Genomic DNA, 23,227 nt, shown 5'->3' with positions numbered 1-23,227 from the left:
ACTAGGTCCACCCACACTCATGTAACAGCCCAACCCCAAAATTTGGACCAATGCCTTTATGTGCCTATGCCACCACTGGTGTATGAGAAAAAAGATTAAGCTCTTAGAATGTGTATTCTACACCTGCAACAAAGTTACGGCCCGGTTGTGAATACCAGCCAACTCCGCCAGGATTACGCATATCATATGTCATATCAGTATACATGCGGTCAAAGAGATTGTTTAACTTAAAGAACACATTCATACCCTTAACAGGCTTGTAGTTCAAAGCAAGATTTGCAGTCCAGATACTCTTATAGGTATCTAAAACCTGCGCCTCATTAGATTTACTGCCGGGACGGTCTACGATACCTTTAATATTCAGGCTGCCGTTAAATTTAGTATCGTCATAGTTAAATGTCAAATCATATTGACCTTTAGGAATGTAGCCATTGCGGTTAGGATTAACAGTTGCAGAGGCTGCCGGAATATATGTATGTGTATATGTAGCAGTAGCGCTGAAGTGATTATCAAAAGCTTTAGTCAGCTGAACATCCCAGCCCTTAATCGTTTCTGCGCCTGCATTGTAATACTTCCAGGTAACATTATTGAAGCCGATAAGATTATCGGAATCTGTACGGAAATAATGAGCAGAGAAGGTAGTCTTGTCATCAATACGTGTGTTAAGACCAATTTCTTTAGTTTCGCCTTCTTCAGGATTCAGCTTCTCACTGCCATAGAACGGATTGTACAGCATCTTCAAATCCAACGGAGCAGCTCTTGGCAAAAGCTATAATAAGCATTTTAATTATATATAAAACCTAAAGCCTAATTGCTCCGTTTATCATTAAGGAGAATTCTAAGGTATATACCTATAGTATAGTCAAGCGATTTTCCAAGAATAGGTGAAGTTATGAATAAATTAGCAGAAAAATATTTCTCCATAGGAAAGTTTGCCTCTCTTTTCTCCCCAACTTCACTATCTGACTAATAAATGTTATAATAAACATAACTATTACGCAACGTATTGTGTTAAAGAACCAAGGTGATACTTTATGAGCAAAAATTCTAAGCTTTACTATACAGCAGGCGAGCTGGCAGGCCTTTTTGAGCTACCTAAGCAGACCTTGCTCTACTACGATAAAATGGGAATTCTGTCGCCGGAATTCATTTCTGAAAACAACTACCGCCATTACTCTCTCAAACAGTATTTGATTTTAGAGGTCATTTTGAACATGCGCAAGCTGGGAATACCTATATCTAAAATCAAGGAATATCTGGAAGAACGCAGCATTGACAGCCTGCAGGCTCTCTTACAAGCTAAAGACCGTGAATGTGAAGAAATTATTGCACATAACGAAAAAATACGCAAAAATATTCACGTTGTTTTTCAGCAGTTGGATAAAATCCGCGAAAGCCGGCTTGATCAGATAACCGTCACCTTCCGCCGTAGCAAGCGATTCCTGCTAAGTCCTGTGCCGCCGGAATGCAGCGGCGACGAAAGTATTAAAATTCTTGCCAGACATAACTTGAATGTTTTTTCCAAAGAGCATTTCAAGGAAAAGGCTGTCGGCTGGCTGGCAGACAAAGATTGCTTTCTGGCAGGTGAATACAGCCGACCGCTGGCCTACTTTTCCAGTGTTAACCCCGATTACCATGGCAAAATGGAGTGCTACACCCGCCCTGCCGGACTCTATATGACACAACGCTTTCAGGGTACCTTCCGTGAGCATGTACAGGAGTTGGCGGAGTTTTTTAAAGCTTATATGCAGCGTAATAAGCTGCACGCCGTAGACAATCTTTATATTATGCCCCTTAAAAATCATTGGATGACACCGAAGCCAGAAGAATATATCTACCAGATTTCCCTACGGGTTGAGCCTGATGAAAATTAAAAGCTGCACTAGCCAGCATCTTATTTGATGCTGATTGGTGCAGTTTTTTAATCTTACACTATTTACTTCACCCTTAAATGCTGTGCCCCCTGCATAGCAAAGGCTTCGCCGTAGGCAGCATGGGCGATTTCCTGTACGCCGAAGACAACATCCTGCGAGCAGTTGTAAATATAACCCTCGTTGGGATAAAACAGCTGCTTGTTTTTGATTGCGCGCATGGTCTGCAGCGATGGATCCTCTAAAAATTCCTGATTATATTTTTTGATATCAAAATTGCCATGGTCGTTATACACCGGCATTATCAGTAAATCCGGATCAATCTTCACCAGCATTTCCTTAGTAATCTGCTGGCCGTTTTTGATTCCTGCAGCTGAAACGCCGTTGATAACACCTGCTTCCTTGCACATGTCGTCAAAAATGCAGCCTTTGCCGCCGTAGGAGCTCATCAGCGAAACAAGAACGATTTTCTTCGGCTGCTGCAGCTTGAGCGCCGCTACCTGCTGCTTAACCTGCGCCAGTCTGCTGTCCATCAGCTTCACCAGCTCTTCTCCCTTACTGTCGGCGTGCATGGCTTTGGCGATAGTGCGCACGTTTTGCCTGATATCCTCAATAGTTGCTGGTCCCTTCAAAACAATGACGTTCATGCCCAGATTGCGCAAATTTTCGACACGGTTCATGTCGCTCCAATCGTAGGCAAAGACTACGTCCGGCTTCAGCGCCAGCACCTCTTCTGCCGAAGGGTTTTTGATTTTGTGCTGAATTTTTTTAGCCTGCTCTACGATGTTGGAGCTTACCGGATCATCGGCCAGATAATTGACGGCAACCAATTTATCTTCCATGCCCAAGCCCATGACTATGCCATCACTGCTGAGCGCCAGCGTCAGTACCTTTTGCGGTGCCTGCTTAAACGTAGTCACTGTTCCATGCTCATCAGTTACAGTGTAGCTGCCGCCTGCGGCAGCGTCTTTTCCGCCGCTGCCTTGTCCGCAGCCTGTGACTAAAAGCAGCAGCAACAGCAGTAAACAAAAAATTTTCTTCATGCTTTATGCCTCTATTCTCATCATTTTACCTTTGCAGTATTGACATATATGCGACAATACAACAATTTATATTATAAAGTATATAGCACTATGATAGTCAAGAACAAAGAAAAGGAAACGCTTGTTTTTATTTTAACTGTATGTTATAATTATTTCAGTTGCATGGGTAGCCGTTTTCCAACGGAGGTCATGCCTGGTTGTGAGAACCAGTGGCGTTTGTCGAGCTTTCGGCAAACGCCTTTTTTTATATCTCTTCCTATTGCAAATTAAGCCAGTCCTACCATCTTATATATTTTTCATTACTTGTGTGTTATAATTAAAGGAGGAAAGTATGAGTTCCAAACAATACCCAGAAAGCCTCATCCGCAATCGCGAAAGGCTTATTGAAAAGGCCAAACAACTGAACCTATTCAGTGATGCAATGGCTAAAATGGTCTTTACTGATTCAGGTGCCTGCGAACATGTTTTACGTATCCTTTCCGGCATCGATTCACTGGTCATTAAGGAAAATCGTACTCAAATGGTCATTAACAAATTTGCATCCAAGGATATTATTATGGATGTTCTTGTAGAAGATGCAAACAATAAGCTCTACGAAATGGAAATTCAAAAAAGCGATGGTAAAATTGACCATGCTAGACGCATGCTGTACTATTCTTCGAGCATCATTGGTAGCTATTTGCCAAAGGGCAAGGACAAAAAATATAAAAGCGTTCCCGATTTATATATGTTTTACATAACCGAGCCTGATATTTGGCATTTAGGTTGTACCTGTTACAATGTAACCAAGCGCCTTAATAACTTACCAATGACATACGATGATGGTCTGCATATGTATTACGTTAACGCAGAAGTTAATGATGGCTCTTCGATTGCCAAACTAATGCAGTATTTTAAGACTGCGGAAGCAGATGACTTAAGTCAGGGAAAATTATCCAAACATGTCAATTATCTAAAGTCTACAAAGGAGGGAAAAGCCGCCATGTGTGAATTTACTGAAAAAATTTATAGTGAAGGTAAAGCTGAAGGCGAAGCTATTGCCAACTACGCTGCAGCAAAACGTATGCTTTTAAAAGGAAATAATTCGCTTCAAGATATTGCGGAATTTACTAACCTGCCTATGAGCAAGATTTTGGAACTGCAAGCAGAGCTTAATAATGCTTAAACATTAAATATACATTTACCTTCACTGCCGTGCGCTAAAGCGCACGGTTTTTTCTTTTGCATTCCCCTCCCACACGTCAAAAAGGCGGCGCCAAGCGCCGCCTTAAGGGTTAAACTGTTATGCTATTAGAATGTGTATTCTGCGCCGATGATGAAGGAACGTCCTGCCATCGGATATCTTGCTTCACCGTTTGTATACAAGCCGCCAAATTCAGCATAGCGTGCATTGGTAAGATTGTAGCCATTAATAAACAGCTTGGCATTATCATTAATCTTATACTGTGCACCAAGATCTAAGGTGAAATAACTGCTGTCTACAAAATTCTTTTCAGATTGTCCGGTAACAGCATTAGCATTCAGGGTAAACAGCCAATCAGCATTCTTATACTTCAAGCCTGCACGATAAATATTCGGCTTAGTAGTCAAATCTTTGGTAAATCCTTTACCTTTATCCTGCTTAACCTGAACATAGGTATAAGAAGCATACGCAGATAAGTTATCATCAAAATCATGATTCAGGCTTAATTCCAAACCACGACGTTTTTCTTTGTTAACGTTAACTGCTAAAGTATAATTTTGTACCGATGTATAATCCCAAGCTATAGCATCTGTTATCTTACTATAAAATACGTTAGCAGATAAACTTGTTTTTTCATTCAACTTGGTATTACCACCAAACGTCCAAACATAACCTTTTTCAGGTTTAAGATTAGGATCACCGTAAGTATAAAAAGTTCCCCACTCACTAGAATCTACCTGATGCCAGAACAGTTCATCTGTAGTAGGTGCATTAAACACACGTCCCCAAGATAAGTAAACATTGCTGTTCTCATCAAACTTTTTGTTTAAAGCAACCTTAGGAGTAACCTCACTGCCATACTTACTGTGATGATCATAACGCAGACCTGTATTTAATTGCCAGCTTGGAGCAAACTCCCATCTGTTTTCCGCAAAGATTGCTTTATTATTAATATCACGCTCACCAGTATATAATGCGTTATTATCAACCGTAGTCTTGTAATATTCCAAACCTGCAGTCATTTCATCAGTATCACTAAATTTAAAGTTCTGCTGCGCCTCTATACCGATTGTAGAATCGGTAAAATTAGATTGCCTACTTGCGACAGGAGATCTGAAATGAGCATGCTGGTAGTTTTTATATACCTGAACATAGCCTTTTTCATCACTGCTTTCGTTCCAGTCATAACGCAAGGCAACGTTATTGCTGATGCGTTTATGGCTGTCGGTTGTTCCAAAGCCGGAAGAATTGAACGGAGAACCGCCTTCGGCATTGATATGCTCAAAGTTAACGCCAATGCGGTTATCCTCGCCAACCTTCTGGTCCAGCTTAACAATAACACCGGTATCATCATAGCCGGAGTTCTTCAGCAGCTGAGATTTGCCGTTAGCATTTTTAAATTTATATTCGCCTCTGCGTTCTTTGGTCGCAGAAACAATAAGACCTAAGCCGCTGTTGTTACTGCCGCTGGCAGAAATTGCATACTGTTCGGCATTCCAGCTGCCGCCTGCAGCCTTAACAGTAACATGATTACCGATGTCACTGCCTTTTTTCATGATAACGTTGATAACACCGCCAACTGCATCGGTACCATACAGAGCAGAACCGCCGCCCTTAAGTACTTCGATACGTTCGATTGCATTAACAGGAGGCAGCCAATCGGCACTGCTGTTACCGCTGCTTCCCAGGTTCATTCTGCGTCCGTCAACCAATACCAAAACTCTTTCATCGCCATTGAGCAGAATCTTGTCCTGACCCATGGAGGAGCCTTTGGCACCGCTGCCTAACACGTTAACACCGGGAATTGCTCTTAAAGCATCAGAAGCACTGGCATAATTCTGATCAGCAATTTCTTCCTTGGTTATTACGCTGATATCAGCAGGTGTATCAACCTTCTGTGTCGGTACACGGCTTGCAGTTACCACCATATCCTCAAGCGCGAACTCCTGCAAATCCTCTGCTGCAAACACTGTGCCCCCCCATACTACAGTTGTACCTGCAAGTAAGGACACTATTACAGCATTACGTAAGCTTTGAACCTTTTTCATACTCTAAACCCACCTTTGAAATAATTTATAGCATACCATCCGCCTCTATACTTTCAAGACAGGCGTACAGCAAAACTAGCTTTCTCTCTCAGCTATCAGTTTATCTTCTTATCACTTACTCGTCAACGGCAAAAATAGGGGTATTATTTCGCCGCAAGCATTTATTTACTTACTTTATATAATGAACATCATAGACAAGCGACTGCACACACTTGGCATCTGCATCATAATCAAAAAGCAGTACCGCAGGCTCACCGCTGTACGCCAGCTTCAGCTCGCCACGGTCAATAACCACGCTCTGCCCCACATTCATATCCATCCACTGCTGGGAACCGGTCTGATTGCAGACAATCACTGTCACATCCGTTACCTTAGATGCATGCAGCCAAGCAGGCAGCGGATTGCCGCACACCTGCGTCGGCGGCCAGGCAGCAACGTCGACAATAATTTCGGCACCCTGCGCCTTCGTCCCCTCGTAATATTCCGGGAACCACAGGTCAGCGCACACCAACACTCCTGTCTGCAAACCGCTGCAGGGAAGCACGGTAAAACTGTCACCCTTGCGCGCCCAGGCCTCTGCTCCCAAGCACTCGCCAAACAACTTGCGGTGACGGCCGATGATTTCACCATCAGGCCCAAAAACAAAACAGCTGTTGAAGTTTTTATCACAGGCAGCATCATATTCACCGCAACCTAAAAAGATGGTAATGCCGTATTCACGGCATAAATTACGCAATGGCTCCAATTCAGGTGATGGTTGTGGCACTACCACAGCATTTTCATCTACGCGATAAAAATAATATCCTTGTACCGCTACCTCAGGTGTCAATACCCAGTCAGCGCCCTGCTCTGCAGCAATGCTCACTGCCTGCTCTAAGAGTTGCAGATTGCGCTCCTGCGGACCGCAGCTGAGCTCTAAATGACATAAAGCAATTTTCATTATATTGCCTCCGAATATTCTAAACAATCATTATTTTTATTTTATTCCATATACTAGGAATATAGTCAAGCTAAAGATGCTCTAAACAAGCTTTAATATATAAAAAAAGCATGTAGAAAAGCATAATTCCATGTCAAAACTAACATGAAGCATGTTAGTTTTAAGAAAAAGAAACGTCAGCAAATCGGATTTGATTGTTACGTACCCGATGCTGACGTTTTTTTACTTTTGTATTCGTTTTATCGCTTCACGCTTCATGCTGCATTCCGCGCCATAGTCAGACTTATCCTCGAAGCCATACCAACGCGCGAAGCAACCGCCGCCGCACAATTTAAAATCATCGCATTGGCGGCAAAAGTCCATAGACTCAGCAATCACCTGCTTAGTTTTTTCTACCAAAGCAGGCTCTAAGCCGTTATATACATTACCAAGGTAAAAATCCGCATTGCCTACCAGCGAAGAGCAGGCGTAAATATCACCCTTGGCATCTACAAAGGCTGCTTCGCCGTTCATAGCATAGCAATGGCCGAAGGTCAGACTGCAATCCTTACACAAAAGTTGCGCTCTCTCCTGCTGCGCAATCGCTATGCGCATTCCTGTGAGCTTCGCCAGCTCATCGCAGCGCGCAAAAACGCGCTGCATAGCCTGCTGCATCGCTGCAGGCGCAGGCGGCTGCAGATTGCGTCCACGTCCCTGCCCGCGCAGAATGTCAAAGCCGATTTTACGGATGTTGCCCAAAAAGTAGGCAAAATCCACAATGCCTTCCAGCGTATCTACGTTTTCCGACGTCACTACACAGGTTACGCCACAGGCAATGTTATTGCGGCGCAAAACCTCAATACCCTTGAGGATTTCGCCGGTCGCACCGTAGCCGTTCTTTTTCAGTCTCAGCTTGTCATTAACCGCCGGTCTGCCGTCAAGACTTACGCCGATGGCTACCTTATTTTTATAGAGGTACTTTGCAATCTTATCAGTAAGCAGAGAACCGTTAGTCTGCAGCTGTAGTACGGCAGGCAGCTTTTCCTTATGCACATAATCTACCACTGCCTTCAGGCAATCAAAGTTCAGCAGCGGCTCGCCGCCGCTGAACTGAATCACAAAGCGTTCACCGCCGTCCGCCGCCAGCTTAACTGCTGCCAACGCTGTTTCCGGTGACATCATACTGCGGTCATGCTCGGCAGCATAGCAGTAACGGCAGGCAAAGTTGCACTGGCCGGTCAGGCTCAGCACTAACATTTTAATGCTCATCTGCTCTGTCCTCCAACTCGCCTTCCATATCCAGATAAAGCTTTTGCAGCTCCTCCTTAGTTTCCGGCTTAGCCTGCCACAGTCCGCGCTGCTCTGCCTCCAGCAGAATTTCCGTCATTCGCTGCAAGGCCCAGGGGTTAACATCACGCAGCCATTCCTGTACTGCCGGGTCAAAGGTGTATTTTTCAGCATATTTTTCGTACATCCAGTCCTCCATAACGGCGCTCGTCGCATCCCATTGGAAGCTGTGCGCAATCATGTTGGCCATATCGGCAGCGCCCTTGTAACCATGCTGCATCATGCCCTTGATAAACTTGGGATTGATAGCTTCGCTACGGAACAGGCGCTTTGCCTCCTCCTGCACGCTGTGCATCGTAACACGCGTCCTGTCAGTGCTATCGCCGCAGTAGGAGCGCGGCGCGCTGCCCTTAATCGAACGCACTGCAGCAATCATGCCGCCATGGTAGGCGTTGTAGTCATCGCTGCTGAGCATATTGGTTTCGTGGTTATCCTCGTTTTTAATCGTAATATCCAAGCTGCCCATACGCTTGCGGAACTGCTGCGGCAGGAATTTGCCCTTGGTTTTGCCGCTGTAGGCATGACCGCCCCAACGTACATAAACATCGGCAATATCGTCAATGGTTTCCCAGTTCTTGCTTTCCAACAGCGCCGCAACGCCTGCGCCATATGTTCCTTGTGCATCGCCGAAGACGCGGAAGGCCGCCTGACGCCATGCAGCAGCGTGCTCCATGCCCTCCTGCTGCTCCAGCTCCCTGGTATCCTCCTGAATATGCTTGCGTACAAAGTTTAAATCATCAGGCTCATCCTGCTCCGCTGCCAACAGCACCGCCTTATCCATCACCTGCATTACTGCAGGCATAGTGTCACGGAAGAGGCCGCTGATACGCGCCGTAACATCAATACGCGGACGTTTGAGCTCCATCAGAGGAATGACCTCTAGGCCGTTGATACGCAGGCTGCCGCTTTGGTACTTGGGACGGATGCCCATGAGATAGAGGAATTCAGCAATGCACTGGCCATGACTGCGCATGTTTGCACCGGACCAGAAGACCATGCCGATATTTTCGGGATAATGGCCTTCCTCCGCAATGAAGCGCTCTACCACCTGGTCGCCCAGCGTCTGGCCAATCTCCCAAGCCGCCGGAGTTGGCAGACAGCGCGGGTCCACACCATAGAAGTTGCGTCCTGTCGGCAGCAAATCGGCACCGCCGCTGGAGGGAGCACCGCTCGGACCAGGCTCGATATATTCGCCTTCAAAGCCACGCAGCATATTGGTGATTTCCTGCTTTGTCAAAAGCAAGTTGGGATATAGCTTATCTACCACATAATTGCAGACAAGCTCCAGCTTTTCTCTGCTTTCCGCCGGTGCCTGCTGCACCCAGGGCAGCTGCAGAGCATCAGCAACCGCTTCCTTGACAAAGTCACGCTGCTGCAGGCAGCGAATCAGCTCGCGGCACTGATTGGCGATACGGTCGATTAGCATACCATAGGTGATATTCAGCGGTTCGTATATCAGGCTGCTGTTTTCCAGCAGATAGTAATAATCAAAGCCATACAGCGCTGCTATTGCTTGCGTCAGGCTGGGGATATTGCCGTTATCAAGACGCAGCAGCAGCCACAGATAATCCTCCAGCTGCTGGTCCTCCGGCGGCTGTCCCATAATATGCAGGCCTGTGTGCACCTCCATATTCTTCAAATCCGTAATGTAATTATGCAGATTCATCACGTATTCGTCGAAGGGCTTTTCTTCATCGTAAGTAACCTCGTCCTGTAGGTTGGCCTCGGCAACCTTCGCCAGCACCAGCTCCTGCAAGCGCGGCAGATTATCCGGCTGCGTGCTGCTGAAGTGTACGTATTCGTCCATGAGCTTTTCCAGCTCCTCCAGCTCGTCGTACACTCCCGCTTGTGTCTGCGGCGCCGGCAAATGCTCAATAAGGCAAGCAGCGCCGCGGCGCTTCGCCTGAATGCCCTCGCCGGTAATAGTAATGTTATAAGGATAAATGTTCGGCAAATCTCCCAGCGCCAAATCCGGGTAGCAGCTGCAATCAAGGCCGGCGTTCTTGCCCGGCAGCCATTCCAGGCTGCCATGCGTACCGATATGCGCAACAGCGTCTGCCTGCCACACATCGCGTACCCAACGGTAGAAGGCCAGATATTGATGCGTCGGTGCAACGTAAGGATCGTGGTAAATTTTCTCTGGGTCCTCGCCAAAGCCACGCGGCGGCTGCACGGTTACGAAAACATTGCCGTTCATCGTTCCAGGCACCAGGATATCGCCGTCATATTCCATGACAGAACCCGGCGCTTCGCCCCAGTCCTTCACCAGCTGCTCCTGCACCTTTTTGTCCATCAATGCAAAGAATTCTTTATATTCTGCTCCCTTCAGCTTATTGGCAGCATCAACCTGCTTTTCCGTCAGCATACTGCGGTCGTTGGTGGCATTGGCTGTCAGCTGTTTGATAAATTCCTTCGTATCCTCAGGAATCCAATCTACCTTATAGCCACGCTCACGCATAGCAGCAAGCACGCGACGGATGCTTTCGATTGTATCTAAGCCGATAGCACTGCCGATATTGGAATTACGCGGCGGATAGTTATGGAAGATAATAGCGATTTTTTTCTCGCTGTTGGCCTTGTGGCGCAGCATCGCCCACTTCTTCGCCTTGGAGGCCATGCGCTTTACACGCTCCATATTAGGCAGATAGCGTACATCGCCGTTTTCCAGAATCTTTTTATGCGCTATAGGCACGCCGTGGATAATGCCATCAAATTCCGGCAAGGAAACGCTGATGGAAACCTCCATGGCATTCATACCTTCAAAGCTGTCCTTCCATTCCTCAAAGGGCGCAATTGTCGTATAGGCAGCCAAAACAGGTACGTTAAGCTTTTTCAGATAATCAAGATTAATCGAACCGCCGGTAGTCATGGAAAATTTCATCACGTTCAGCAGCACGTCAATTGCCGGTACACCGTCCGCAGTGCAGAAAAAGCTGTTGAAAACCTGCGTCAGACTGGGCATGCCCATTTCCTCAAGCGGCATGCCGTTGCTGAAAACGCAGACAGCGTTGACGCCCTGTGCTTCCAGCTCTTCAACCATCGCAGTCTGGTAGGTCAAATCGCCCCACACCCATTCGTCGCGGTAAAAAAGAATGCCCGCTGTCGGACGGCCGCTGACGCAAAAATCACGCTGGTATTCCGCTAAATCGGTATATACCTTTTTCGCCCGCGGGTGATAAATACCGCACCAGTGAATCGGGTTAGGCTCATCGACTGTAATAGTCTCACCTTGCAACAGCTGCTGCAGATATAACCACAGATTGCTATAGTTGATTTCGCCGCCGAACATGCAATATTTTTTGATAACAGCAAGCTGCTCAGGTGTCAGTCCCTGCGCCAGCTCGCCCTCCTTGCTGCCGGCAGCATCAATATAAAAGGGCAGGCGCAGCTGCTTCAGCAGGCTGACGCAGCGCTGCAGAAACGGTGTATCCAGACCTGTACCCATCCATTTCATAATCACCAGCTTAGAGCTGGCAAGCTCCTTGTGCCATTTATCATCCCAAATCGTCGCATCGGTAATCCAACGGCAGGCGCAGGCATTATCCAGCTTGCCTTCCTGCTGCAGCTTTTCCATAGTCTGCTGCATCATACCCATGCGGCGGATAACATTCGTCAAGAAAATAACCTTCATAATTTCTACCTCATCTTAAAAGAACTGCTTCTGCATTCTGCGCAGCAGATACAGGAAATACGGCGTACCTAAGAACGCTGTCATAATACCTACACGCACCTCTGCCGGCGGCATAATAATGCGTCCCAGCGAATCGCAGAATACCAAAAAGGCTGCGCCGCCAAGTGCGCTGGCAGGCAAGAGTACACGATGGTCAGGACCAATCAGCATACGCATCATATGCGGAATAACCAGGCCGACAAACCCGATATTACCGCTGACGCAAACGGAGGTAGCAGTAGTCATAGCTGCTACGAAAAGCAGACCCATGCGGAATGCGGTAACAGGCATACCAACAGCTTTAGCTTCCGTTTCGCCCAGCACCAGAATGTTCAGGTGACGCGCCAGCATGCACATAATTACAATGCCGCACAGCACAGGTCCGACTGCCAGATATACGTGCTCCCAGCGACGGTAATCAAGACCGCCGACCATCCAGAAAAGATATTGCTGCAGCTTCTGCTCGTTCATAAATGTAAGCAGGCCGGAGGTAATAGCACCCAAAAGCATACCCACGGCAACGCCTGCCAAAAGCAGCGTCATAACAGGAATTTTTCCGTTACGCATCGCCAAAAACACTGTTAGGCACACAGCGCAGATACTGCCGCAAAAAGCGAAGGCCGGCATAGCGAACATACTGCCGGAGGCTGCACCCAAAGCAATAGAAAGCACCGCACCGGTAGCAGCACCGGAGGAGATACCGATAAGACCGGGATCTGCCAGCGGGTTGCTGAAGATGCCCTGCATTACAGCGCCGGAAATCCCCAGCGCCGCACCTACAAGCACACCTACCAGCATACGCGGCAGGCGGATATACCAGATAACGGCAAGCTGCTCCCTGCTGTAATCAGCCTCGGTAAAGCCTGGCAGATTCAGCTGAGCGCCAATAACTGCCAGCGCCTTGCCTACAGGCACATCTATCTGGCCGAAGGTCAGAGATACACAGGCAATAACAACTAAGAGAACTGCTAAAAGAATAATAGCCAATGGACTCCGTTCACGTTTAATAATCATCTATAAACACACTTCCTCAAAAAATTTCCGGATATACAGCATGCGCAATGTTTTCAATAGCATCGACAATATGCTGGCTGGCAACATAGCGATATTTGTCCGAAACAAACTTAATCTGCTTGTTGCGTACAGCCTTAACATCGCGATAAGCGGGGTCATTCATTACGGCATAAGCATAACCCTGTACATTCTGTTTATTGTTATAATTCCAAGTCGGCAGCATAAAAATATCAGGATTTATGCGTACCACCTGTTCCTTGCTGATAGCAGGCATACCATGCTCACTCTTGTTTTCATTGGCAACAATAGCCGCGCCGTTGATAACATGCGCCATCGTCAGCATGCTGTCGAGCAAATCGCCCTTCCGCCCCATGGCAGAGGTAAAATTAAAGGCTACAGCAACGCGCCTTTCGCTTGACGGAATCTGACGCAAGCGTTTTTGCAGCTGCTGCAGGTGCGTGTCCATCTTCTGCACCATCAGCTCCCCCTGCTGCTTTTCGCCTACCGCTGCAGCTATACCGCGGATTTTGTCGCACATCTCCTTGTAATTATGCGGACTGCGCGCAATATATACAGGCACGCCCAACCCCTCCAGACTGCGTACCAAGTCGCTGGATGTGGCCGTTGAGGCAACAACAAGATCAGGCTGCAATGCGTAAACAGCTTCCGTATTTTCCGGCACCTTGCGTCCCACAGTATAGGCCTGCTCCTTGGTGATAAAGCTTATTTCGCTATCACCCGCCCAACGGCTGTAGGCCATAATACGTTTTATGTCAACTAAATCGGTAAGGATTTCATCCGTACCATATGTAAGCGAAACAATCCGCTGCGGCTTATGCTCAAAGTGCAGCGTCCTTCCGGCATCGTCCGTAACGCTGTAGGCCACATCCGCCGCCGGCGAAGCAGGAACATCGGCAGCCTGCTGCTTACTGCATCCAGCAGTAAATACCAAAAGCAACAGGCTTATAATCATCAATAGCTTTTTCATAGACCACCTACTCTACTTTATTCTTTTTCCTGCGGATAAAGCAATTCCACAGTCGCTCCAGCATGTAAGCACTGCCCTGCAGGCCTACCATCGGCTGCTTGGTAATAAACACCTCATCATTCGTAGGATAGCAGATATTGCAGGCATCAAAGCTGCACTGCTTTCTGCGATAAAGAACCGAGCTTTCGCTGCTGCTCGTCAGCAGCAGTACATTGTCACAGGTTTTAAAATATTCGCTGATGGCAGCATCGTCCACGCCAACAGTGTAAATAGCCTCTGCCGTGTCGCAGGCAGGCGCATCCTTAAGCTGCTGCTGGCAGATAACAGTCAGCCTGCCGATGTCAGTCCATTCGGTGCGCAGCGTCTGTGCAAGGCACAGCGCCTGCGTCGCAGGCGCGCTGACGAGCACGTTATCAAACCACATGCTGCCCCAAAGCGCAATGGCTTCATTATTACGGCTCAGCAGATAATTATCCTGCGCCTGAGCTTCCGCCGTCACCTTGTCCAACGCAGGAGCAGGCAACTGCGCATTTATCTGCTGCAGCCAGCGCAGCGTTCCCTGTACACCATAAGGCAGGCCGGCAAAAATATACGGCGTGCCGTATTGCTTTTGCAGATATTCCGCCAGCGGCAAACCCAGCTCCGCATTCGTAACAATGTTCAGCGAAGCCTCCGGAAGCTTCTGCAGCTCCTCCAGCGTGCATTCGCAGCCGGGAGTGCACAGCACCTCATAGCCTGCCAGCTGCAGTAAGCGTTTTAATTCCTGCGTATCGGCAGCACCCTGCAGATAAAATTCCGATTGTCCTAAAATATTGACAGCCAAAGGCTTTGCTGTCACAGTCTGCGGCAACAGCTGCGCAAACAGCTTCTTGGCAGCCTTGGCATAGCCTTCAGCAAAACCGCCGACCATACCGCCGCTGTCCAATGTAACCACTGGGAACGGCAGCTCCAGCTTGCGTGCCATGCCTGCCAAATCATCACCGATTAAGCTCAGCGAGCAGCTGCTTTCCAAAAGCAATACCGAAGGCTTATGACCATCCTCCAGCATGCGCCGCAGCTCCTGCGTCACATATTCCTCGGAGCCGTAAATAACAGCGTTATTATCAGGCTGTGAGCCGTAAAAGCGCGTATACATATCGGGACGTGCCTTTTCCAGATGACGCAAAGCATAAAAATAACACCACAGCGGTCCGTTAATCAAAACCTCACTCTGTGCAATAGCAGCAAAAAAGGCACCTGCACCTGTCAGCGCACAGGTATCCACTCGCTCGCAGATATTGCCCCAGCCTTGCTTTTCAGACATAGCGCACGCCTCCCTTCAGCCTGCTGCACAGGCTCTGATAGATTCCCTGCATCATCTTGACCTCACCGGCAACGGCAACCTGCGGCAGCATCGGCAGGAAAATCTGGCGCGCCTCCTTATTCTGCAGTTCGTGCGTTGTCAGCACAATGTCTGCATCTGCTACCAGCTTTTCACCCTCCGCCGTAGTATAAACAGGCACATCGCTGTTTTCCTGCACAACCTTCAGCATCGCTTCGCGCTCATCACCATCATAGGAATCCAGTAAAATAATGCCGGTAAGATTCAAGCGCAAAAGCCTGATGGTCTGCAGGATATTCCCCGGATGAAAATATCTTAGGATACGGCCGATGCACAGCACTGTTTTCTTGCCTTCTGTTACCGGCAGAAAATGCTGCAGCTGTTCACTTAAGCGTTGCTGCTCCAGCTTCAGCACCTGCTGTGCCAACTGCTCACGCCCCAGCATACGGCCGATGCTGATAATCCAGTCCTGCGTTTCCTGCCAGCCGACAGGATAAATATCGGCCAGATAATGTGTGCCGTATTTTTCCTGCAGCTGCTCTGCAACCTTACGCAAGCCGATATGCGTCTGCCCGCGGCCGCCAAGCACAACCGCATATTCGGCGGCTGCCACCTTTTCCAGCTCATCCATAGCCATATAGCCGGGGAACTGACCGATGACCTCTACGCCGAATTCCTGCAGAATACGGGTAACCTCTTTCGCATAATGGCCCCACGGGCCGCCGTTATCACCTAAAAGCAATACACTGTCCTTTTGCTTGGCGCAAGGCTTCACAAAGCGTTCCAACAGCTTCTGCGTAATTTCAAAATAGCCGTCATAATATTCCGCACCCAAAAAGCCGCAGCATTCCACAGTAAGGATAGGAACATCGTATTCCTCCTCTACCTCGCGTGCCACCGATTCCACATCGTCACCGATAACACCGGCCACGCAGGAATTGGCAATCATCAGGCACTTGGGTTTATATGTTTCAATAGCAAAGCGCAGGCATTTTTCCAAACGTGTCACTCCGCCGAAAATTGCGTCCTTTTCCTGCAGCTGGCTGCTGAGCAGCGGCACGGAGCCCCACTGCTCGCGCTCATTTTCGGACAAAGTACGGTATTGCGAGTTAATATCCATCGTGCGTGCTACATGAGCGCAGGCACGCGGGCTGTGAAAAACTACCACAGCTCCGTTCATATAGGCAACGGCGCGCCACACGCCAGGCATGCTGCAGCTGCAGCTTTTGCGTGCACTGTAAAAGCGTCTTGTTTTAATTGCCATATTCGGCCACCAGCTTTTCAAGCTCCTCAAAGCTCATCGGCGTAGGAATAGCCATGTTTTCATTATGCCAGATATCATGCGCCAGCTTGCGGTAAACACCGGCCTGAGCGCTTTCCGGTGCATATTGCAGCACTGTCTGGCGATTGTTTTCCGCCTTATTGACAATAACGTCACGCGGAATAAAGGCAATCAGCTGAGTGTGCAGGCGTTTGGCGAATTCCTGCAGCAGCTGCTGCTCGTTAGGTGTATTACGACCGTTGCCGATGATACCGCCCAAACGCACACCGCCGCGCATAGCAAAGCGTTTAACGCCCTTGGCGATATTGTTGGCAGCATACAGGCTCATCAGCTCGCCGGAAGAAACAATATATATATCGGTTGCATAGCCCTCGCGGATAGGCACGGCGAAACCGCCGCAGACAACGTCACCTAAAACGTCATACATAATCAAATCCTCGTCCGTCAGCACCTCCAGTGAACGCAGCTTTTCCAAAGCTACGATAATGCCGCGGCCCGCACAGCCTACGCCCGGCTCAGGACCGCCAGCTTCCACACATTTGATGCCGTTATAGCCTGTATGAACAATATCCTCTGCCGCAACCTCATCATTATCGCGCACCATATCAAGCACAGTCTGACTGCAGATACGTCCCAGCAAAAGTCTGGTAGAATCATTTTTCGGATCGCAGCCTATCTGGCAAACCTTAAGACCATCCTCACTGAATGCAGCCGACAGATTTGATGTTGTTGTAGATTTGCCGATACCGCCCTTACCATAAATCGCAATTTTTTTCATTAGATATTGACCTCCATCCTATACTAAAAAACTCCTATTCAAATAGCAAGAAAATATGATATAATTTACTAGATAAAAAGGAGTGATATTACTCCTTTTAATATTAAACTATATACTAGTATTATAGTCAAGCTTATGAGGAATAATTATGATTAATAAAGACAAGCGAAAGTACTTTACTGCCGGCGAATTGGCTGCAATTTTTAATATATCTAAGCAATCATTGCTCTACTATGACAAGGTTAACCTGCTTTCACCGGACTTTGTCAGTGAAAATGGCTACCGCAATTATTCTATCCAGCAATTTCTGGATTTGGAGATAATCGTCAACCTGCGTGCGCTGGATATCAGCATCGCCAATATCAAAAAATATCTGGAGGACCGCAGCAAGGAGCATTTTCTGCAGCTGCTGCAGGAAAAAACAGCGGAATGTCAGGCAATCATCCACAACAATCAGGAAATCTGCGACACCATCGAGCGCATTAAGGAGGATATGCACGTCAAGGAGCTTAATCCTTGCCGTCATCTGACGCTCAGCTGGCAAAATGACCGTCTGCTGCGCCTTACACCGCTTGCGGAAAGTGATGACGGCAAAAGCCGTATTACCAAATTTGCCCGCCATGGGCAAAGGCGCGCGCATCACAAGGGAGCTCTGCCTAATCATGCCGGTTGGGTTTTGGATCAGGAGAGCTTTTTTAAAACGCATGATTTTCTGCATTCGCAGGCATATTTTTCCTGCGTCACCAGCGCCACCAAGCATCGGCAGTCCATCAAAATGACGCTTCCGGCAGGTCTGTATCTGGAAATCATTTTTTCCGGTACCTTCTGCGAAAACGCTGCCAAGCTGTCCAAACGTATAGAACACTTTCTGCAGATCAATGATTTGGAGCCTGTCGGCAATATTTATATCCTTCCTTTGGAAAATCATTGGTTCTCCTGTGACTGTGAGCAGTATGTCAACAAAATCTTTTTGAAGGTTGTGGACAAGGATACTTCCTCTCTGACGTAAAAATTCTCCCGCGTTTTGCTTCAAGCGAAGCATTCGCGTAAATATCCAAGATAGCCTTTACTCCGTCCGCTCCATGTGAGCGGACTTTTTGCATGCAAAAAACGCTAAAGACTTTCGCATGCCTTTAGCGTTTTTTGTTTACGTTCTTCAATTAAGCGTCTCCGCCGCAGCCTCACATCTGCAGCTGACTCAAAAAGTTTAAGCTGTTCAACGGCTTATCTGTCTGAAAGAAGATAAACTTGAAGAGAATTTTTTCCAGCTCCATGAGCGCGCCGCCTCGCACCCTAAAGGGCGCCGGCTGCTCGTAATCGAGCTGCGCCAGCCACTGCCACAGCTCGCGTGTTTCCGCACTGCACGGCTCCAGCCCGTCACCGTTATAGCTGCTTTTGCAGCTGCTGCAGATAAGCCCGCCCTGCAGCGGACTGAACCACGCATCCTCCTGCGCCGTCACAGCCTCACCGCAATGCACGCAATGCGCAAGCTGCGGCGCAAAGCCCGTAGCCGCCAGCAATTTTATAGCGTAGGACAAAACAACAAGACGCGGATTGCGCTGCATCAGCGCCGCCAGGGCAGCGCCCAGCATTTCATAAAGCTCCGGCTGCGGCACTCTGTCCTCCGTCAGCACGGCAGTCAGCTCCGACGCCACCGCAGCATAAGCCATCTGCTGCATATCCATAGACTTGGGCAGCTGCAAAAGCTCACAGCTGCGCAGCTTGTCTATCTTCTGCCCCTGCTGCACCTCAATATGCAGATTGGCAAAGGGCTGCAGCAATCTGCCATGTATATTTTTTTCATAGCGGGCACCATAGGCGATAAAGCGCAGCTTGCCATGCTCCTTCGTAAAGCAGACCGCATATTTATCAGCCGTCTGCCAGTTTTTTACATGTAAAACAAGCGCATCATCTGCCAAAAGCTCCCTTTGCAACTCACTCATCCTGCTGTTCTTCCTTCTGCTTTTGCTCCTGCGGCAGCTTCGTAGCCAGCACGCGCACTACACGGAAGCCCTCTGTGCGCAGTACCTTGAAGCTGTAGCCGGAAATTTCCACAGCATCACCAATCTCAGGCTTGCGCCCAAGCAAACCGAATACATAACCGCCGATGGTATCCTCCTCAGGATCATCAAATACAATCGGCAGCTGCTCTGCCACATCGTCCAGCAGCACCATGCCGTCAAATTCAATCCTGCCATCGGGAAGCTGCAACACGTCCGGCGGCTCCTGCGCTTCATGCTCGTCCTGAATATCACCGACGATTTCCTCCACGAGGTCCTCCATCGTAATCAGGCCTGCAGTACCACCGTACTCATCTGCCACAAGCACCATCTGCACATGACGTTGCTGCATCAGGTGCAAGGCCTTCGGCACCGGCATAGCCTCAGGAATAACAACAATCGGACGCATCAGACGGCGCAGGTCAAAGGTAGTCTGCCCCGGCTTAATCTTCAGCAGGTCGCGCACATGCAGCGTACCCACCACCTGATCCTTGTCCTCCATGCAGAGCGGATAGCGCGTATGATGACTGCTGCGCACAACAGCCATATTTTCTGCCAGCGTATCATCCAAAAACAGGCATACCATATCCTGTCTTGGCACCATGACCTCGCGCGCCACACGGTCGGCAAAGTCAAAAACATTGCCGATCATGCTGCCCTCGACATGGTCAATCTGGCCGTGGCGTTCGCTGGCACTCACCAGCTGGCGCAGCTCGTCCTCACTGCTGGCGCTGCCCTCCTTGTGCCAGGTACCGGTTTTCAGGTAATACCAGGCAATCGGCAGCCTATGCCAGAAATCAATCAGTTTCCGAAAAAAGTTGATAAGTCCTCACTCCTTGTAGCCAAGCTGCTTCAAGGCTTTATCCTTGTTACGCCAGTCAGCCTTAACCTTAACCCATAAATCCAAAAAGACCTTGCAGTACAGCAGATTTTCGATATCAGCACGCGCCTGTTGGCCGATTTTCTTCAGCAGGCTGCCCTTAGCGCCGATAACAATGCCCTTTTGCGATTCACGCTCTACAAAAATTGTTGCTCTGATATAAACGTTTTCTTCGTCGCGCTCCTTGAATTCATCCACCTCAACCGCTACGGAATGGGGAATTTCATCACGCGTCAGGCGCAATACCTTCTCACGGATCATTTCAGCGGCAATCACGCGCTCCGGCTGGTCGGTAATCATATCCTCCGGGAAGTACGCCGGTCCCTCCGGCAGATGCTTAGTGATTTCCTGCACCAGTCCGGGGAATTCACTGTCATTCAATGCGGAAACAGGTACAATCGCCGCAAATTTATACAGCTTGCTATAGCCTTCCATAATTTGGAACAGCTTTTGCTTATCTGCCAGCTTGTCAATTTTATTTACTACCAAAATTACCGGTGTTTTTACCTTCTGCAGCAGGTTCAGGATATAATCCTCGCCTGCGCCGCGTTTTTCGGTTGCATCTACTACGAAGAGGACAACGTCAACCTCCTGCAGGGTGCTTTCAGCCGTGCGTACCATGTATTCGCCCAGCTTGTGCTGCGGCTTATGAATGCCCGGTGTATCAAGAAACATAATCTGCGCATTATCAGTATTCATAATGCACATAATCTTATTGCGTGTAGTCTGCGGTCTGTCGGACATGATAGCGATTTTCTCACCGATCAGACTGTTTGTCAGAGTGGATTTGCCTACGTTCGGGCGGCCCACCATAGCCACAAAGCCGGCATAATGTTTAGCTTCTTCGTTGTTTACCTTCTTTATCTTAATCAGCTCCTGTTATTATAATTCAAAACCATACGGCAGCAGTTCTTCTACCATGGTAATTTTAAAGTCACCCTTCATATTCGCTAAAATCACGGTCTGGATACCAAACTCGCGCATTACCTGTCTGCAGGCACCGCAGGGAGAAACGGGGCCGGAGGTATCTGCAACTACGCACAGCTCTACCATTTCGCGCTCACCGGCGCAGGCAGCGTGGAAAATAGCGTTACGCTCACCGCAGACACAAAGTCCGTAGGAAGCGTTTTCCACGTTACAGCCACCGTAGATTTTTCCGTTGGCACAGCGTACTGCCGCACCTACAGCAAAGTTGGAATAAGGAATGTAAGCATTCTTACGGGCAGCAACCGCTGCATCGTACAATTCGCGCCAAGCCGGGGATAATTCATTCAGTTTTACGTCTTTCATGGAAAGCACCTCCTATGTTTTTTACAGGTTAGTTATAAATAATTGTGCATTAAGCATCAATGAATGCCTGTGGGATGGTCAAAATATTCTTCGGAAAGGTTAATCGCACGCAAAGCTTCCTCCTCTTTCGCACGCATTTCAGCCTTATCCTCCTCCGTCATATGGTCATAGCCCAACAGATGGAACATACCATGCACTGCCAAATACGTCATTTCGCGCTCCAGGCCGTGCCCGTATTCCTCTGCCTGACGCAGTGCTGTTTCCGCCGAAATGATGATATCACCGAAAAGATGCTCCTCCGGTCCGCCAATCAGCTCCGGCTCGTCTTCATCCTCGCAGTCCTCATCCAGCGCAAAGCTCAAAACGTCGGTAGGCTTATCCATACCGCGATACTCACGGTTCAGCGCATGGATTTCCTCATCGTCGACAATAGTTACATCAACTTCGGACTCCTCCGGCAGCTCATTCAAGCGTGCTACTGCCTGCAAGCCCTCCTGGAGGCGCTCCAGCACCTGCGCGGAAAGCTCTAGCTTCTGCTGGTCATTTTCCAAATTAATTATCATGCTTGTTTTTCTCCGTTATATTTTTCTTTTTGTTTTTCAAAGCGTTCATAAGCCTTGATGATGGAACCGACGATTTCGTGGCGCACAACATCCTGCTCGCTGAACTTTATCACGCCGATTCCCGGAACATTTCCCAGAATACGCGCAGCGTCCTTCAGGCCGCTGTTCTTGCCGCCCGGCAAATCTATTTGCGTGATATCGCCGGTAATAACCATCTTACTGCCAAAGCCAAAGCGCGTCAGGAACATTTTCATTTGCTCCGGTGTAGTGTTCTGCGCTTCATCCAAAATAATGAAGGCGTCATTCAGCGTGCGTCCGCGCATGTATGCCAGCGGTGCAACCTCAATCGTACCCTTGGTAAGATACTTTTGGAAGGTTTCCGTGCCCAGCATATCATACAGGCCGTCATAAAGAGGACGCAGATACGGGTCTACCTTATCCTGCATATCACCCGGCAAAAAGCCCAGCTTTTCGCCTGCTTCTACCGCAGGACGCGTCAAGATAATACGCTCTACCTCTTTTTTTTTCAGCGCCGCTACTGCCAGCGCCACTGCCAGGTAGGTTTTGCCTGTGCCTGCAGGTCCGATGCCCAAGGTTATATAGTTATGGCGGATGGTTTCCACATACTGCCACTGTCCCAAGGTTTTAGCCTTTACCTGACGACCGCGGTTGTTGACGATAATCGTGTCAGCGTACATGCGATGCAGACTTTCCAAATTTCCTGCCTTCACCATATACATGCTGTAACGCACATCATGCGTTGTCAGCGGCAATCCCTGACGGTACAAAAACAGCAGCTCCTGCAGCAGCTGTTCCAGCTGCGCCACCTCTTCAGCGCGTCCGCTCATGGTAATTTGATTGCCGCGCGCTACAATTGTACAGTCAAAAGCACTGCGGATTAAACGCAGAAACTCGTCATTACGTCCGCAAATACCAACCATTTCCTGCTGGTCAACGGTTTCCAGTATACCTTGCATTTTTTCTTCTTCACTAGCCAAGCAATTTCCTCCTACCTGTTTTAAAAGGGGTG

Annotated in this window: 20 protein-coding genes; 3 read left to right on the top strand and 17 right to left on the bottom strand. The window is 48.4% G+C overall.

What is annotated here, in order from left to right:
- Positions 1-103 precede the first annotated feature (103 nt).
- Complete coding sequence (locus Q7Q81_RS07620; RefSeq protein ID WP_304275014.1) at positions 104-748, bottom strand: TonB-dependent receptor domain-containing protein; 645 nt, start codon at positions 746-748, stop codon at positions 104-106.
- 286 nt (positions 749-1,034) lie between these two features.
- Here Q7Q81_RS07620 and Q7Q81_RS07615 point away from each other — a divergent pair, with 286 nt between their 5' ends.
- Positions 1,035-1,874: a MerR family transcriptional regulator gene (locus tag Q7Q81_RS07615; RefSeq protein WP_304275011.1), complete on the top strand. Its 840-nt coding sequence runs from the start codon at positions 1,035-1,037 to the stop codon at positions 1,872-1,874.
- A 62-nt stretch (positions 1,875-1,936) separates the two neighbouring features.
- On the opposite strand, the gene Q7Q81_RS07610 is transcribed toward Q7Q81_RS07615, so the two are convergent.
- Entirely contained in the window at positions 1,937-2,914 is a 978-nt protein-coding gene (locus Q7Q81_RS07610; protein WP_304275008.1) for an ABC transporter substrate-binding protein, read from the bottom strand.
- A gap of 331 nt (positions 2,915-3,245) precedes the next feature.
- Between Q7Q81_RS07610 and Q7Q81_RS07605 the strand changes: the two genes are divergently transcribed.
- Positions 3,246-4,079 carry a PD-(D/E)XK nuclease family transposase gene (locus tag Q7Q81_RS07605; RefSeq protein ID WP_304275004.1) on the top strand — a complete coding sequence of 278 codons (834 nt, stop codon included), beginning with the start codon at positions 3,246-3,248 and terminating at the stop codon, positions 4,077-4,079.
- A 125-nt stretch (positions 4,080-4,204) separates the two neighbouring features.
- Here Q7Q81_RS07605 and Q7Q81_RS07600 read toward each other — a convergent pair whose 3' ends face one another.
- From Q7Q81_RS07600 to Q7Q81_RS07560, 9 genes are all read right to left on the bottom strand, one after another.
- Entirely contained in the window at positions 4,205-6,145 is a 1,941-nt protein-coding gene (locus tag Q7Q81_RS07600) for a TonB-dependent receptor plug domain-containing protein (RefSeq protein ID WP_304275002.1), read from the bottom strand.
- A gap of 169 nt (positions 6,146-6,314) precedes the next feature.
- A complete protein-coding gene (locus Q7Q81_RS07595; RefSeq protein ID WP_304274999.1) occupies positions 6,315-7,085 on the bottom strand; it encodes a carbon-nitrogen hydrolase family protein in 771 nt (256 codons plus the stop codon).
- Between the two features lie 222 nt (positions 7,086-7,307).
- Entirely contained in the window at positions 7,308-8,333 is a 1,026-nt protein-coding gene (locus Q7Q81_RS07590) for a radical SAM/SPASM domain-containing protein (RefSeq protein WP_304274997.1), read from the bottom strand.
- A complete protein-coding gene (gene cobN / locus Q7Q81_RS07585) occupies positions 8,323-12,042 on the bottom strand; it encodes a cobaltochelatase subunit CobN (protein ID WP_304274995.1) in 3,720 nt (1,239 codons plus the stop codon). The genes Q7Q81_RS07590 and cobN overlap by 11 nt, the downstream gene beginning before the upstream one ends.
- A gap of 15 nt (positions 12,043-12,057) precedes the next feature.
- Positions 12,058-13,095 carry a FecCD family ABC transporter permease gene (locus tag Q7Q81_RS07580; protein ID WP_293809030.1) on the bottom strand — a complete coding sequence of 346 codons (1,038 nt, stop codon included), beginning with the start codon at positions 13,093-13,095 and terminating at the stop codon, positions 12,058-12,060.
- Between the two features lie 16 nt (positions 13,096-13,111).
- Positions 13,112-14,083, bottom strand: coding sequence for an ABC transporter substrate-binding protein (locus Q7Q81_RS07575; protein WP_304274992.1), 972 nt, complete (start codon positions 14,081-14,083; stop codon positions 13,112-13,114).
- A 7-nt stretch (positions 14,084-14,090) separates the two neighbouring features.
- Complete coding sequence (locus tag Q7Q81_RS07570; protein ID WP_304274989.1) at positions 14,091-15,386, bottom strand: nitrogenase component 1; 1,296 nt, start codon at positions 15,384-15,386, stop codon at positions 14,091-14,093.
- On the bottom strand, positions 15,379-16,668 hold the full coding sequence (locus tag Q7Q81_RS07565) for a nitrogenase component 1 (RefSeq protein WP_304274985.1): 1,290 nt from the start codon (positions 16,666-16,668) through the stop codon (positions 15,379-15,381). The genes Q7Q81_RS07570 and Q7Q81_RS07565 overlap by 8 nt, the downstream gene beginning before the upstream one ends.
- The gene (locus tag Q7Q81_RS07560; RefSeq protein WP_009145970.1) at positions 16,658-17,464 is read right to left on the bottom strand and encodes an AAA family ATPase; all 807 of its coding nucleotides are present in this window, start codon (positions 17,462-17,464) and stop codon (positions 16,658-16,660) included. The genes Q7Q81_RS07565 and Q7Q81_RS07560 overlap by 11 nt, the downstream gene beginning before the upstream one ends.
- A 148-nt stretch (positions 17,465-17,612) precedes the next feature.
- On the opposite strand from Q7Q81_RS07560, the gene Q7Q81_RS07555 reads away from it, so the two are divergent.
- A complete protein-coding gene (locus tag Q7Q81_RS07555) occupies positions 17,613-18,473 on the top strand; it encodes a MerR family transcriptional regulator (protein ID WP_304274982.1) in 861 nt (286 codons plus the stop codon).
- Between the two features lie 172 nt (positions 18,474-18,645).
- Here Q7Q81_RS07555 and recO read toward each other — a convergent pair whose 3' ends face one another.
- The 6 genes from recO to Q7Q81_RS07525 all read right to left on the bottom strand — a co-directional run bounded on the left by recO (position 18,646) and on the right by Q7Q81_RS07525 (position 23,195).
- Complete coding sequence (recO, locus tag Q7Q81_RS07550) at positions 18,646-19,407, bottom strand: DNA repair protein RecO (RefSeq protein ID WP_304274980.1); 762 nt, start codon at positions 19,405-19,407, stop codon at positions 18,646-18,648.
- A complete protein-coding gene (locus Q7Q81_RS07545) occupies positions 19,400-20,164 on the bottom strand; it encodes a hemolysin family protein (RefSeq protein WP_304077475.1) in 765 nt (254 codons plus the stop codon). Before Q7Q81_RS07545 ends, recO begins: the two co-directional genes overlap by 8 nt.
- 129 nt (positions 20,165-20,293) lie before the next feature.
- The gene (gene era, locus Q7Q81_RS07540; RefSeq protein ID WP_293690747.1) at positions 20,294-21,163 is read right to left on the bottom strand and encodes a GTPase Era; all 870 of its coding nucleotides are present in this window, start codon (positions 21,161-21,163) and stop codon (positions 20,294-20,296) included.
- Positions 21,164-21,226: 63 nt separating this feature from the next.
- A complete protein-coding gene (locus Q7Q81_RS07535) occupies positions 21,227-21,634 on the bottom strand; it encodes a cytidine deaminase (protein ID WP_304255573.1) in 408 nt (135 codons plus the stop codon).
- Between the two features lie 56 nt (positions 21,635-21,690).
- A complete protein-coding gene (ybeY, locus tag Q7Q81_RS07530) occupies positions 21,691-22,197 on the bottom strand; it encodes an rRNA maturation RNase YbeY (RefSeq protein WP_009145976.1) in 507 nt (168 codons plus the stop codon).
- Positions 22,194-23,195, bottom strand: a complete 1,002-nt coding sequence (locus Q7Q81_RS07525) for a PhoH family protein (RefSeq protein WP_304274976.1) — start codon at positions 23,193-23,195, stop codon at positions 22,194-22,196. The genes ybeY and Q7Q81_RS07525 overlap by 4 nt, the downstream gene beginning before the upstream one ends.
- Between the last annotated feature and the right edge of the window lie 32 nt (positions 23,196-23,227).

Origin of the sequence: Phascolarctobacterium succinatutens (genome assembly GCF_958453765.1) — a bacterium.
Classification (GTDB): domain Bacteria; phylum Bacillota; class Negativicutes; order Acidaminococcales; family Acidaminococcaceae; genus Phascolarctobacterium_A; species Phascolarctobacterium_A succinatutens_B.
The sequence above is the reverse complement of the archived record's forward strand: the minus strand, read 5'-3'. Positions and strand labels throughout refer to the sequence as shown.